Consider the following 13,390-nt stretch of genomic DNA (forward strand, 5'->3'; position numbering starts at 1 on the left):
AAGGGTTGATGGCCGACACGCTAAAGCAACGCGACCGGCCGGTCTGACATGGGAAGTGGGGACAACCGCGCAAACGATTGCCGGGGCCGGCGGGCCCCGGGCTTGGCCTCAAAGGCGCCTGCGTTTGCCCAGGCTTGGGATGGTGGTAGGCGGGATGACGGCCTGTTCAGGCTGGGCCTGGGTGCTGGCGGCGAGCCCCGAGAGGGTGGGCTGGGTGAACAGCGCCCTGGCATCGACGTGCAGCCCGGCCTGGCGCAGGCGCGCCACCAGGCTCACGGCCAGCAATGAATGCCCGCCCAGCTCGAAGAAGTTGTCGTCACGGCCCACCTGCTCGATCTTGAGCAACTCGGCCCAGATGGCCGCCATGGCCGCTTCCAGCTCGCCTTCGGGTGCACGGTAGGCGCGGCTGATGACCGCATCGGCGCCGGGCGCGGGCAAGGCGCGCCGATCCAGCTTGCCGTTGGCGCTCAAGGGCAACTGTGCCAGGCGCACGAAGGCCTGGGGCACCATGTACTCCGGCATGCAGGCCAGCAGGTGACCGCGCAGGGCTTCGAGGGCCGGCGCAGGCTGGCCGTCGCACAGGGTGAAGTAGGCCACAAGGCGCTCTTCGCGCATCAGCACCACCGCCTGCGCAACGGCCGGGTGGGCGGTGAGCGAGGCCTCGATCTCTCCAAGTTCCACGCGCAGGCCGCGCAGCTTGACCTGGAAGTCGTTGCGGCCCATGAATTCGAGGTTGCCGTCTTCTCGATAGCGCACCAGATCGCCTGTGCGGTAGAGCCGGTCGCCGTCGACGAAGGGGCTGGCGATGAAGCGTTCGGCCTGAAGCTCAGGCAAGCCCAGATAGCCGCGCGCCACGCCTACTCCACCGATGTGCAACTGGCCTACGCCGCCCAGCGGTACCGGGCGGTCGTGTTCATCGAGTACATACACGCGGGTGTTGGGGATCGGACGGCCGATCGGCGGTGTCTGCACCGGCAGTGGCGTATGGGCCGGCAACGACCAGGCGGTACTGTCGACAGTGGCCTCGGTGGGGCCATACACGTTATGCACGCACACCCAGGGCAAGCGCTCGCGAAGGCTTTGCAGCAACGCGGGGGTAAGATCGCCGCCTCCGCAGAAAATGTCGGTGAGCCGGGTGCACCCCTGCACCCCTGGCTGATCGAGGAACTGCTGCAACAGCGCCGGGACGAACTTGACGATGCTGACCTGCTGCGCCTTGATCAGCTCCACCAGGTAGCCAGGGTCGCGGTGCCCACCGGGGCGAGCCAGGACCAGGCGCACCCCCGCCGTCAACGGCCAGAACAACTCCCAGACCGAACCGTCGAAGGTGCACGGGGCGCGTTGCAGCAAGGCGTCACCGGCACGTGGTGCCCGGATCAGCGAGCCCCAGTGCATCAGGTTGCACAGGCCGCGATGCTCGATCATCACGCCCTTGGGCGTGCCGGTCGAACCTGAGGTGTACATCACGTAAGCCAAGTGCTGCGGGCCAAGGCCAGGCACCTGAGGGTCGGTGCAAGAACGCTCGGTCAGATCACAGCGGTCCAGGTTCAGGGTGGGCTGTTGCAACGGCGCGAAGAGCCCTGCCGTGGCCCCGTGCACCAGCACCGTGACCGGGTTGCAGTCCTGCAACATGAAGCGCAGCCGCTCTTGCGGGTATTCAGGGTCCAGCGGCACGTAGGCACCACCTGCCTTGAGCACCCCGAGCAAGGCGATCATCAGGCTGACACCTCGCTCGATGCACACCGCCACTCGGCTGTCAGGTGTCACGCCCAGGCCGATCAGGTAGTGCGCCAGGCGGTTGGCCTGTTCGTTGAGCGTCTGGTAGTCCAGGCTCTGGCCGTCGGCCTGCAGGGCGATGGCGCAGGGGGTACGTTGCACCTGGGCCTCGAACAGCGTCGGCAGTGTCTGGTGAACAGGGCTGGTGGGGTCTTCGGTGGCGTTGAAGCCTTCGAGCATCAACGCAAGCTCCCGTGCAGGCACCGGGCATAGCTGCTGGAGCATGCCGGATGTCGGGTCCGATAGTGCCTGGCCGATCTGTTCGAGCGCCGTGCCCAGGTAGTCCAGCATGCGCTGCGCCCCCAGCGCACGCGGGGCACGCACAGACAGTTGCAGGCGATCTCCCGGGGCATCCACCGTCAATACCAGGCCATGGCTCGTCACTTCACTGGCTTCGACCAGCGCGACACCCGGCATGACCTCGCCCAACGGCAGCGCACCCTGACGGTAGTTCACCAGGCTGTCGAACAGTGCGCTGCCGGCCGGCAGACCGCTGCATTGCTGGGCCAGGATCAGCGGCGCATCTTCATGGGCCAGTAGCGCCGCCAGGCGAGCATGGGTATCCACCAACGCCTGCGCTGGGGTGCAGTCATTGAGGTTGATGCGCAGCGGCAAGCTGTTGATGAACATCCCCAGCGCCCGGTCGGCGCCAGGGCCGGCCATGCTGCGCCCCAGCAATACCGTGCCCACCACGACTTGGTCGCGCCCACTCAGGCTACCCAGTGCATGGGCCCATGCCAGGTGCAGCAGGCTCGCAAGGCTGGCGCCATGCGCCCTTGCCAGGGCGCGCAGGCTGGCGACCGTGGCGGCGGGCAGGTCACGGCTGGCGTTCTCGAGGTCGGCCGGATCGAGCGCCACTGCGCCCCAGCCCGACAGCGGCTGCTGCGGCGCCAACCCCGCCAGTTGCTCGGTGAAAAATGCCCGGTGGGCGGCCTGGCGCTCGGCGCGGTTAGTGAGCGCCACGTAATCCCGATACGGCACTGGCGCTGGCAATTGCGCGCCCCGCCCCGCCATACAGGCCTCCAGCTCGCCCAGTAGCACCTGCAAGGACACCGCGTCGTTGACCAGATGGTGAAAACGCAGCAAGGCCAGCCAACGGCCCTGTTCAGGTGCATCCATGCACACCAGTGCCAGCATCGGCGCCTTGTCCAGGCTGAGTGGGCGCCGGCCGGGATGGTAGTGGTCACGCCATTGACCTTCAGGCCCCTGCCAGCGTTCGACCGGCAGGCGGGCATGGCGCCAGACCACCTGGTGCGGCGTCTCCAGCCCTTCCCAGGCCAGGCTGGTGCGCAGGATGTCGTGGCGCTGCATCACATGCTGCAACGCTGCGGCGAAGTCGCGCACCTGTTGCTCGGTGGCGAACGAGAACACGGCCTGTTGCTGGTACGGGTCGACCGTGTCCGTCAGGTGGTGGTACAGCAGCCCCTGCTGCAAGGGCGCCAAGGGGTAGATTTCCTGCACGTTGGCCGCGCCACCCGGCACCCTCGCTACGATGCGGTCGAGCGCTGCTTGACCGAGCGTGGCCAAGGGCAGCATGCCCGGCTCGATGCGCTGGCACTCCAAAGGGATGCGAGGCGGTGGGGTGTGCACGCACTCGGTGGCCCTGGTGCTGGCGGCGACCGCTGCCAGGGTCGACTGCCCGAACAGCACCTGCACATCGACCTGGAGGCCTTGTTGGCGCATGCCCTCGATCAGTTGGACAGCCAGCAGCGAATGCCCGCCCAGTTCGAAGAAATGGTCGTGCCGGCCGATGCGCTCGATGTGCAGCAACTGGGCCCAGAGCGCGGCCAGGCGTTGCTCCATCTCCCCTTCTGGCGGCTCATGCTCGTGCCGCACCATGGTCGTGTCATCCGCTGGGGGCAGCGCGCGTCGGTCGAGCTTGCCATTGGCGGTCAAGGGCCAGTGGGCGACCTGCATGTAGGCGACCGGCAACAGGGCGACTGGCAGGCTATCGCGCAGGTGATCGTGCAGGGCCCGGGGCGTGACCGGATGGGTCGCCGTGAACCAGGCATGCAACTGACCCTCGCGGAGCATGACCACGCCTTCGTTCACCGCCGGGTGACGGCTCAAGGCGGCTTCGATCTCCGCAAGCTCGACCCGCATACCGCGGATCTTCACTTGGTCGTCGTTGCGGCCCAGGTACTCAAGCGTGCCGTCGGACAGCCAGCGCACCCAGTCACCGGTCCGGTAAAGCCGGGCGCCAGGCGCGCTACTGAACGGGTCTTGAACGAAGCGCTCGGCGCTCAGTTGCGGCTGGTTGAAGTAGCCCCTGGCCACCCCTTGGCCACCGATATACAGCTCACCGGCCGCGCCGGGCGGCAGCAACTGGCCCTGCCCGTCCAGCACATACACCTGGGTGTTGGCGACCGGAACGCCGATGTGCAGTGGCCCGCCCGGCTGCACCTGCCCCGACGTGGCCACTACCGTGGCTTCGGTCGGGCCATAGTTGTTGATCACCTTGCACGTCAGCTCCCGGCCCAGTCGTCGCAGGCGGTCACCGCCCACCAGCAGGGTTTCCAACGTTGGATGGGGCATCCCCTGGGCGAAGGCGAGTTCCGCAATCGGCGTGGGCAAGAAGCTGACGTGAAGCGTTTGGGCCCGCCACCAGGCGAGCAAGGCGTGTACATCCTCGGCCCCTTCGCGTACCGGTGCCAGGTGCAAGGTGGCGCCACTGCACAGCGCCGGCCAGATCTCCCAGGCCATGGCATCGAAGCCAAAGCCCGCCACGCTGGACTGATGGCGGCCTGGGCCAAGCGCGAATTGGGTGCAGTGCCAGTCCACTAGGTTGGCCAGCATGCGTTGCTCGACCATCACTCCCTTGGGTTGGCCGGTGGAGCCAGAGGTATAGATGATGTAGACCAAATCCGTACGCGTTTGCGGTGAGAACGAGAAGGTGGCTGCGGGCTCGGTCGGCCACGACGGGTCGTCCAGTTCGATCTGTGGCCTGCCATGCTTGGGCAGGCGCGGTGCGAAGCGCGAAAGGGTCAGGACCACGTGCGGAGCGCTGTCCTGCAGCAGGTAGGCGATGCGCTCTGCCGGATGGGCCGGATCGACCGGCACGTAAGCACCGCCTGCCTTGAGTACCGCCAGCAGGCCAACCAGGGTGTCCAGCCCTCGCTGGGCGACCACTGCCACGCGCCGTTCAGGGCCTACCCCGAGACTTGCGAGGTGCTGGGCCAAGGCGCTTGCGCGGTGATCGAGCTCGCCGTAACTCAAGGTTTGGTCGCCGAAACAGGCTGCCAGGGCTCCCGGCTGCGTGCGGGCTTGCAGCTCGATGCGTTGCTGAATCAGGCAGGGCGCCGTGTGCGCCGCTGACATGGCCGTCATGTTCCATGCCCTGAGGCGTTGGTGCTCGGGTGCGGTCAGCATGTCGAAGGCCGATACCAGGGCCTGGGGTTGGGCCAGGCCCTGCTCCAGCACATGCAGCAGTCGTGCGCCGAGGGCTTTGGCCTGTTCGTCGCTGAACCAGGCGCGGCTGTGCACCAAGTGCAGGCGCGCGGTGCCTGCGTGGGTGTTGCAGCGCAAATGGATGCTCAAGGGTGAGGGTTCATGGCCATTGCAGATCATGACCGTCGCACCGGCCACGTCGCCGATTTGCAGCGCGTTGCTGTCTTCTTCGAAGGACACCAGCAGCTCGAACAACTGCGTGCGCCCCTCCTGCTGCGCGGCGACGTCGCGTTTGAGCGCGCTCAACGGGTAGCGCTGATGGCGAAAATCCTGCTTGAGCGTAGCGACGATGGCTTGAATCAGGTCCGCGAAGGACAGGTTCCTGCCAAAGTCCATGCGCAGTGGGCTGACCTGGGTGAACAATCCCAGGGTTGCCTTGAACTGTGCGTTGGCGCGGTTGCGTACCGGCAAGCCGACCATCCATTGATCGCGCTGCCAAGTGCGGCAGACACAGACGTGCAGTGCCCCCAGCAACACCGGCAACGGCGACACGCCCAGGGTGTCGGCCAGCGCCCGCAGCTTGCGCATCAAGCCAGGCGTAACCGCCAGATCAAGCGCATGGCTCGGTGAATGCTCCGGCGACAAGGCCGGTTGGGTAGGCCGCAGCAGGGGGTCGGGCAGTTGGGCAAGCCTGGTCAGCCAGTACTCACGGTCACGCTGATAACGCGCCGAGGCCCGGTAGCGCGCATCCTCTTCGATAAAGGCGCAGTACGAGGGCGCGTTGCCGGGCAGCGCCTGTTGATGTTCGAGCGTGAGGTAGAGGTCGGCCAGTTGCTTGAACCACTGGTCAACGCCCCACCCATCGAGCACCAGATGGTGGGCGCGCAAGGCCAGCAAGTGGTCGCGGGGGCCCATCCTGATCAGCCTGGCCTCCCAAAGCGGCCCTTGCTCCAGTGCAATGGGCATGCGCATCCAGGCATCGAGGAGGTTCAGGGCTGCATCGGTCGGGTGGGCGTCAGCTTGAAGGTCGTCCCACATCAAGGTCACGGGCAGCTGGGGGGCGAAACGCTGCCGCGCCGAGCCACCCTCCTGTACCCACACGGTACGCAAGGCATCGTGGAGGCTGGCCAGGTGATGCAGTGCCAGCGTCAGCCTGGTCCTGTCCACCTGCCCCTCCAGCGCGACATAGGCGCCAATGTTGTACAGCGGGGATGTGCCTTGGCTGAGTTGCTCCAGCCAGATATCCCGCTGGGCAACGGTGAGGTCGAAAAGGTCGGCGGCAGGCATGATCGGTCAGGTCCTTCTGAGGGGTCAGCGTGCGATTCAAACACCGGGCGCCTGCCCTGTATGGCCCATTAAACCCGGACACCCTCGCAAGCAACGTGGGCTGCTGAAATCCTTGTAGGAGATTACCTACACGGGGCTGGCGACGATGGCTCACGGCATACTGTATTGGCGTCGCTTATCCCTGCGGAGCCACCCTTCTGACGCCAATTTGCTGGCATTTGGCCCTTTTTCCAGCGTTCCCCACGCATCCGATGATCTGCGCCTACCACCTTTTGCTGGCATGTTCTGTCCCTGAATCCCGCTACAGACGTCTTCCAATCAGCGGGCTTGAATACGCCCATACACCCTGCCCGATTGCAATGGGATTGCGCGGGGAGACGCAGTTACAGCAGGCCCTCAGGAACCCATCGACATGATGTTGAACGCTCGCTCCGACTACCGACCAGACCCTCATCTCTATCTGCAACTGGGTGAATTGATCGCGCAGACCGGAGGCGCCTGTTTCGCCGAGCAGATGCTTCGACTGGTACAGGATCAAGTCAGCATCGACGGGTTGGAAATCAGTGAATGGACCCTCAATGCACCGCAGTTGACGGACAGCCGCGTGGAGGTGCTCGGCCGCGCCGGTGTGCATGCAAGGCAGGTGGGTTCACGCTTGCCTCATCCCCTGCTGCAATCGATCGAGCAGATGCACGACCCATTGCTCATCGAGTTCAAGGCGCCCGAAGGCAGCAATCCGCGTAATCTGCGCCCGGCCCATCAATGCCACCTGGTGTCCTGCAGCGGTACCAAACGGTGGGTGATCAGTGCCTACCGCTTGCCCTGCGAGCGACGCTTTTCGCTGGCAGAGCTGTCGCAACTCAAGAGCCTCTCGAGTACGTTACTGCCGCTCGTCGAACATCACGGTCAATTGCTCGATCATGACGGCGCCGAAGTGATTGGCCAGGCGCTGGATGACGCAGAGGTCGGCAGACTGCAACAGACGTTCGGCAGACGTCTGATGCAGGCTTCAGTCAAGCTTTCGGTGCGCGAACAAGAGGTGTGCGTGGGCCTGCTGAGCGGCTGCACGGTCCCTGAGCTCGCCCGGCGGTTGGATGTGAAGAACAGCTCGGTGGAAACCTATCTCAAACGCGCTGCTGCCAAGTTAGGCGTAAGCGGCCGTAATGGCCTGACAAAATGGATGACAGGCGGGTAGCGACCTGCGCCTACCCCTCTGCGCAAACAGAGCACAGGTGTAAACCGAAATAGATGCATTTGATAATGATTCGTAGTATTTTCCCGGCGCGGTTACACCTCCAACTCCAGCGCCCTACTCAGGATCGTACTGTCGATGCGTCGCACGTTCGTCTCGCTTTGTGTACTTCATGCCGTTTCCCCCCTGGCGTTTGCCGATCCGGCCTCCCCGCCCGACGCCGCGCAAATCGAACTTCAAGCCTTGAGCATCACCGGCAGTGCCGATGCCGAACGGGCCGACGGCCCGGTCCAGGGGTACAAGGCCAGCCGCTCGGTCAGTGCCACGCGCACTGACACGGCACTGCACGAGACGCCTCAGTCCGTCAGCGTGGTACCCAAGGATGTCCTCCAGGATACCGGCGCCACCCGTCTGCAGGACGGGCTCGATTATGCCGGCGGCGTCGGCCGCGCCAACAACTTCGGCGGCCAAGGCCTTACCACTTTCACGGTGCGCGGCTTCACCACCGGCGAGTTCTACCGCAACGGGTTCCCGATCAACCGGGGGTACCCCAATGCGCCAGACGCCAATACGGTCGAGCGCCTGGAAGTCATCCGTGGCCCGGCCAGCAGCCTGTATGGCCGTGGCGATCCGGGTGGCACCTTCAACGTGGTCAGCAAGCAACCCCTGTCGGACCCGAGCGTGACACTGGGCAGTCAGTTCGACGACCAAGGCATGCACCGCGCCACCCTCGATGCCACCGGGCCGCTAAACGAGGACGGCTCTGTGGCCTACCGGCTCAATGTGCTGGGCGAAGGCGGCGACAGTTTCCGTGACGATGTGCAGGGCGAGCGCTACGACGTGGCCCCAGTACTGAGTTGGCAGGTCAACGACAGCACCAAGGTGGTGTTCGAAGGCGACTTCATGCGCAACAACCACCCCCTTGATCGCGGCCTGACCCGCTACCCTACCCAACCGCGCAGCGCCTCGCGGGACACCTACATCTGGGAAAAGGGCAGTGACAACCTGCTGCACAACGACAACAACATGGCCCAGATACGCTTCGAGCATCTGCTCAACGAAGACTGGACGCTGGCCGGCGGGTTCCAGTTCCTCGATGGCAGCCTGCAGGGCAATGCCGTGGAAGCCAACAAGGCCCCGGTGAATGGTCGCACCCTGGAGCGCAACTTCAACTGGCGCAAGCTGCAGTGGACCGACCGGGACTGGCAGCTGAACCTGACAGGGCACTTCGATACAGGCGCGTTCAGCCATACTTTGCTGACCGGCGTCGAATACGAGAACTACGATTACAACTCCATCATCCAGCGCTCCTCGGCGCGCGATGGCACCTACCCCATCGATATCTATCACCCGGTACTGGGCCAGCCTCGCCCTGCCCTGACCCGCACGACCACCTGGGACAAGGAAAACCTGCAAACCTGGGCGTTCTTCATTCAGGACCAAGTGGCCCTGACCGAGCGCCTCAAGGCGCTGGCCGGGGTACGCCTGGAGCGCTTCGAGCATGACTACGACGACAAGATGCCGACCAACCGCGACTTCAGCAAAGGCGAAAATGGCGTGACGCCGCGCTTTGGCCTGATCTACGACCTGACCGATACCCTGGCGGTGTACGCCAATACCGCGCGCTCGTTCAAGCCCAACACCGGCACGCCCGCCAGCGGAGGCGGCTTCGATCCGGAAAAGGGCAAGTCTTATGAGCTGGGGTTGAAGTGGGCGTCGCTCGATGGCCAGCTGAGCGCGGATGCTGCGGTCTATCACATCGTCAAGGAAAACGTCCTGGCCAACGACCCCAGCGACCCTACCAACACCTTCAAGGTGGCTGCAGGTGAGGTGCGCAGCCGCGGGCTTGATATCAACGTGGCAGGCAACCTGACCCCAGAATGGCGCGTCATCGGTGGCTATTCCTATGTTGATGCCCAAGTCACCAAGGACACCAGCCTGCCCAGCGGTACGCGCCTTGCCAATATCCCGCGCAACACCTTCAGCCTGCTGAACACCTACGAGTTCCAGGACGGTTTGGCCAAGGGGCTCGGGTTGGGCGTTGGGGTGAAGTACGTGGATGACCGTGCCGGCCAGACCGCAACCAGCACCTACACCATGGAGCGCTACAGCGTGGTGGACCTGCTGAGCTTCTACAAGGTCAACGAGCACGTACGCCTGAACCTGGACGTGAAGAACCTGTTCAATAAGGGCTATGACGAAGGCTCGTTCAACACCTACGCCTATCCGGGCGCGCCTCGTACGGTGCAGGCCGGCGTGGCCTACACCTTCTGACAGGCACTCGACCGGCTCGGCGGCCAGGCAGCCGCCGAGCCGGGCTGGTCATCAGAAGCCTTTGCTGTAGAACAGCGAGTACGACTCGATGCCATCGTTAGGCTGGCGGATGCCCGCGTTGGAGTAATGGATGGCGCGGATGCCGACCTTCTGCTCCGACGGCAACTTCAGGCCCAGGCCGATGCGGTCTTCGAAGTTGAAGGACGAGCCCATGCGCTGGTCGCCGACCCGGGTCTTGGAAAATGCTGCGATACCGATGCCTGCTTCGATGTAGGGGGTGTAGGTGAAGCCGCTGAATTCATAGGTGAACACCGGGCTGAAGGACAGCGAGTGGGCACCGCTGGCGTCACCGCCCTCCCAATAGGTGTAGCCCGCGTCCCAGTAGCCGGTCAGGTGGCCGACACTGGTCTCGAACCACTGCTTGTCCCAGTCGAAGGACAAGCCTGCACGGTAGGTCATGTCGCCTTGGCTGGTGACACCGACGGCGCCGGTAACCTGGGCAGCCTGGGCCAGGTTCGCCCCGGCGAAGGCCAGCACGGCGGCAGCCAACGAAGCAGCGATACGGGATTTCATCTATGACATCTCCTGATGGTAAGTGCGACAACTGGAGGCATGGACCCTGTGTCAGTTGGTTGCGTCAGCTTGCTGAACGCTGACCGAACGGCGCAGGGTTTAACCTCTCGAAATTTTTGGTAACCGAATCTCGTGTTTCGGTCACACGATGTAATAATTGCCGGATTATGGTCAGTTGTATAGGAACTTGGAAGTAGATTGCTATCACTTCCCGTGATCCTTTTAGCCGTTTACTGCTTGGGTTAGGCAGATAAGCGTGCTAGACCGCTTGATATATCCAAGGCTCTAGCGTGACAGTCTGATGCATCGAGCCCGGCGTCCGATGCCTAGACCGAACGCCCTCAGCATCGTTCAAATCTTTTCAAATCAGGATGATGAGATGCTTTCTTCAAGTAGATTCACGAACGTCGAAAGGCTGCGCGAGACCGTCCCACGGCGCCAGACCAGCCAGGTCTTCAGGTAACGGAAGTCTTCAGACATCGGCCAGGCACTGACCGTGCTGCACCCTGGCATGTTCTCCAGCATGGTGCGCGGCATCATGGCCAAGCCCGCACCGGCACTGACGCACGCCAGCATGCCGTGGTAGGACTCCATTTCGTGAATCTTGCGTGGGACGGCCTGATCGTTGACGAACCAGTTTTCAAAATGGTGCCGGTAGGAGCAGTTGGCGCGAAACGCGTAGATATTCTCGCCGTTGACGTCTTGCGCCCGGTTCACAGGCGCATGGTTGAGGGGCGCGATGATGACCATCTCTTCTTCGAAAACCGGCATGCCCTCCAAGGTAGGGTGCAAGACCGGCCCGTCGATGAACGCGGCCACCAGCCGACCCGACAGAACGCCCTCGAGCATGGTCCCGGAGGGGCCCGTGGACAGGTCCAGGTCCACTTTGGGATAGCGCTGGTTGTAGGCTGCCAATACAGCCGGGATGCGCACCGCCGCAGTGCTCTCCAGGGAGCCCAGAGCGAACGTGCCCTGTGGGTCCTCCCCTGCCACGGTGCTACGCGCTTCCTGAACCAGGTCGAGGATGCGCCGGGTGTACTCCAGGAAGTTCCAGCCGGCCGGGGACAAGCGCAGGCGGCTTTTCTCACGTATGAACAGGTCCACGCCCAGGTCCTCTTCCAGTTGCTTGATGCGCGTGGTCAGGTTGGAGGGCACCCGGTGGATATGCTGCGCGGCTGCACTGATGCTGCCTTGCTCGGCGACTGCCTTGAACATCTCAAGTTGTATCAGGTCCACGGCTTTCTCCAAACGTGAATGAGTGACTCATTATTATTCAGTTTTCATTAAAGCCCTAGCCCATTAGTCTGAGCCCACTGCATAACTACAGCGAGAGTGCTCCGCCATGAATGCGATCAGCAGCCAGACCCACGCCATCTCACTCGACCCGTTCACCGGCGAACAGATCGGCGCTTACCCGTTCGACACCGATGCCGCGCTCGAGGCGGCGCTAACGCGGGCCAAGTGCGGCTATGGCCAGTGGAGCCGGCTGTCGGCCGATCAGCGCAGCGAACACCTCCTGGCCCTGGCCACTGTCCTGGAGGCGCAGGCAGAGACCTTTGCTCAGATGATCAGCCGCGAAATCGGCAAGCCGATTACGCAGGCACGGGGTGAAGTCAGCAAGTGCGTAGGCCTATGCCGCTGGTACGCCGAGCACGGCCCCGCGATGCTCGCGCCTGAAGCGACCCAGGTTGAAAAAGCCCGTATCGAGTACCGCCCGTTGGGCCCGATCCTGGCTGTGATGCCCTGGAATTTCCCCATCTGGCAGGTGCTGCGCGGCGCGGTACCTGCGATTCTGGCGGGCAATACGTACGTGCTCAAGCATGCCCCTAACGTGATGGGCAGCGCCTACCTGCTGGATAAGCTGTTCAAGGATGCGGGCGTACCAGAGGGTGTGTTCGAGGTGCTCAACGTAACACCGGAGGGTGTGACACGCGCCATCAACGATCCGCGCATTGCGGCGGTGACCTTGACCGGCAGCGTGCGCGCCGGCATGGCGATCGGTGCACAGGCCGGTGCTGCGCTGAAGAAGTGCGTCCTGGAGCTGGGCGGTTCGGACCCTTTCATTGTGCTGGCCGATGCCGATCTGGATGCGGCGGTGCAGGCGGCAGTGATCGGCCGTTATCAGAATACCGGGCAGGTGTGCGCGGCCGCCAAGCGCTTTATCGTCGAACAGAGCATCGCCGAGGCCTTCACACGCAAATTCGTGGAAGCCACGCAGGCCTTGAAAGTGGGCAACCCGCTTGAAGATGCGACCTATATTGGCCCCATGGCCCGCTACGATTTGCGTGACGAGCTCGATGGCCAGGTGCAGGCCAGCCTTGCCGAAGGGGCTACTTTGTTGCTCGGTGGCCACAAAGTCGAAGGTGTGGCCAATGTCTATGCACCCACCGTGCTGGGTGATGTGACGCCTCGGATGACAGCCTTCAGGCAGGAATTGTTCGGCCCGGTTGCGGCGATCACGACCGCGCGGGATGCCGACCATGCCGTGGCATTGGCCAACGACAGCGAGTTTGGCCTGGCTTCGACCATCTACACGGCCGACTATGCTTTGGCCGAACGGATGACGTCGGCGCTGGAGACCGGTGCGGTATTCATCAATGGCTACTGCGCCTCCGACCCCCGTGTCGCCTTCGGCGGGGTGAAGAAAAGCGGGTTCGGGCGTGAACTGTCGCACTTTGGCGTGCGGGAGTTCACCAATGTGCAGACCGTGTGGTTGGATCGCAACTAAGGCGCTGTCTGGCATGAGAGCCGGGTTGTGGTCATGGCGTTTTAGCTTCGCGTGTTACATCGCGCGAAGCCGCTGCGCGGCCCCCCGATCTAGAGTCAAAGCTGAATGCGGGGGCCTGGCGCTGCAGCACCTTTCAGGCAGGGGGGCCCCTGCCTGAAAGAACGAGCAGCGTT

General features: G+C 63.8%; 6 protein-coding genes. 3 read left to right on the forward strand and 3 right to left on the reverse strand.

The window, feature by feature from the left end:
* Positions 1 to 108: 108 nt before the first annotated feature.
* A complete protein-coding gene (locus B2Y33_RS16240) occupies positions 109 to 6,450 on the reverse strand; it encodes a non-ribosomal peptide synthetase (RefSeq protein WP_206406077.1) in 6,342 nt (2,113 codons plus the stop codon).
* A gap of 412 nt (positions 6,451 to 6,862) precedes the next feature.
* On the opposite strand from B2Y33_RS16240, the gene B2Y33_RS16245 reads away from it, so the two are divergent.
* Together B2Y33_RS16245 and B2Y33_RS16250 are read left to right on the forward strand one after the other, a co-directional pair.
* A complete protein-coding gene (locus B2Y33_RS16245; RefSeq protein ID WP_206406076.1) occupies positions 6,863 to 7,645 on the forward strand; it encodes a helix-turn-helix transcriptional regulator in 783 nt (260 codons plus the stop codon).
* A gap of 135 nt (positions 7,646 to 7,780) precedes the next feature.
* On the forward strand, positions 7,781 to 9,916 hold the full coding sequence (locus B2Y33_RS16250) for a TonB-dependent siderophore receptor (RefSeq protein ID WP_206406075.1): 2,136 nt from the start codon (positions 7,781 to 7,783) through the stop codon (positions 9,914 to 9,916).
* Between the two features lie 51 nt (positions 9,917 to 9,967).
* On the opposite strand, the gene B2Y33_RS16255 is transcribed toward B2Y33_RS16250, so the two are convergent.
* Together B2Y33_RS16255 and ptrR are read right to left on the reverse strand one after the other, a co-directional pair.
* Entirely contained in the window at positions 9,968 to 10,489 is a 522-nt protein-coding gene (locus tag B2Y33_RS16255; protein ID WP_027916324.1) for an acyloxyacyl hydrolase, read from the reverse strand.
* A 366-nt stretch (positions 10,490 to 10,855) separates the two neighbouring features.
* Positions 10,856 to 11,725 carry a putrescine utilization regulator PtrR gene (ptrR, locus tag B2Y33_RS16260; RefSeq protein ID WP_023535440.1) on the reverse strand — a complete coding sequence of 290 codons (870 nt, stop codon included), beginning with the start codon at positions 11,723 to 11,725 and terminating at the stop codon, positions 10,856 to 10,858.
* Between the two features lie 106 nt (positions 11,726 to 11,831).
* On the opposite strand from ptrR, the gene B2Y33_RS16265 reads away from it, so the two are divergent.
* Positions 11,832 to 13,217 carry an aldehyde dehydrogenase family protein gene (locus B2Y33_RS16265; RefSeq protein WP_206406074.1) on the forward strand — a complete coding sequence of 462 codons (1,386 nt, stop codon included), beginning with the start codon at positions 11,832 to 11,834 and terminating at the stop codon, positions 13,215 to 13,217.
* Positions 13,218 to 13,390 lie beyond the last annotated feature (173 nt).

The sequence above is a fragment of the Pseudomonas sp. UBA5666 genome (assembly GCF_002420785.1).
Taxonomy (GTDB): domain Bacteria; phylum Pseudomonadota; class Gammaproteobacteria; order Pseudomonadales; family Pseudomonadaceae; genus Aquipseudomonas; species Aquipseudomonas fulva.

Coding starts and splice junctions, on each gene's coding strand:
- B2Y33_RS16245 (WP_206406076.1), top strand. CDS start 6,863: ATGATGTTGAACGCTCGCTCCGACTACCGACCAGACCCTCATCTCTAT.
- B2Y33_RS16265 (WP_206406074.1), top strand. CDS start 11,832: ATGAATGCGATCAGCAGCCAGACCCACGCCATCTCACTCGACCCGTTC.
- B2Y33_RS16240 (WP_206406077.1), bottom strand. CDS start 6,450: ATGCCTGCCGCCGACCTTTTCGACCTCACCGTTGCCCAGCGGGATATC.
- B2Y33_RS16255 (WP_027916324.1), bottom strand. CDS start 10,489: ATGAAATCCCGTATCGCTGCTTCGTTGGCTGCCGCCGTGCTGGCCTTC.
- B2Y33_RS16250 (WP_206406075.1), top strand. CDS start 7,781: ATGCGTCGCACGTTCGTCTCGCTTTGTGTACTTCATGCCGTTTCCCCC.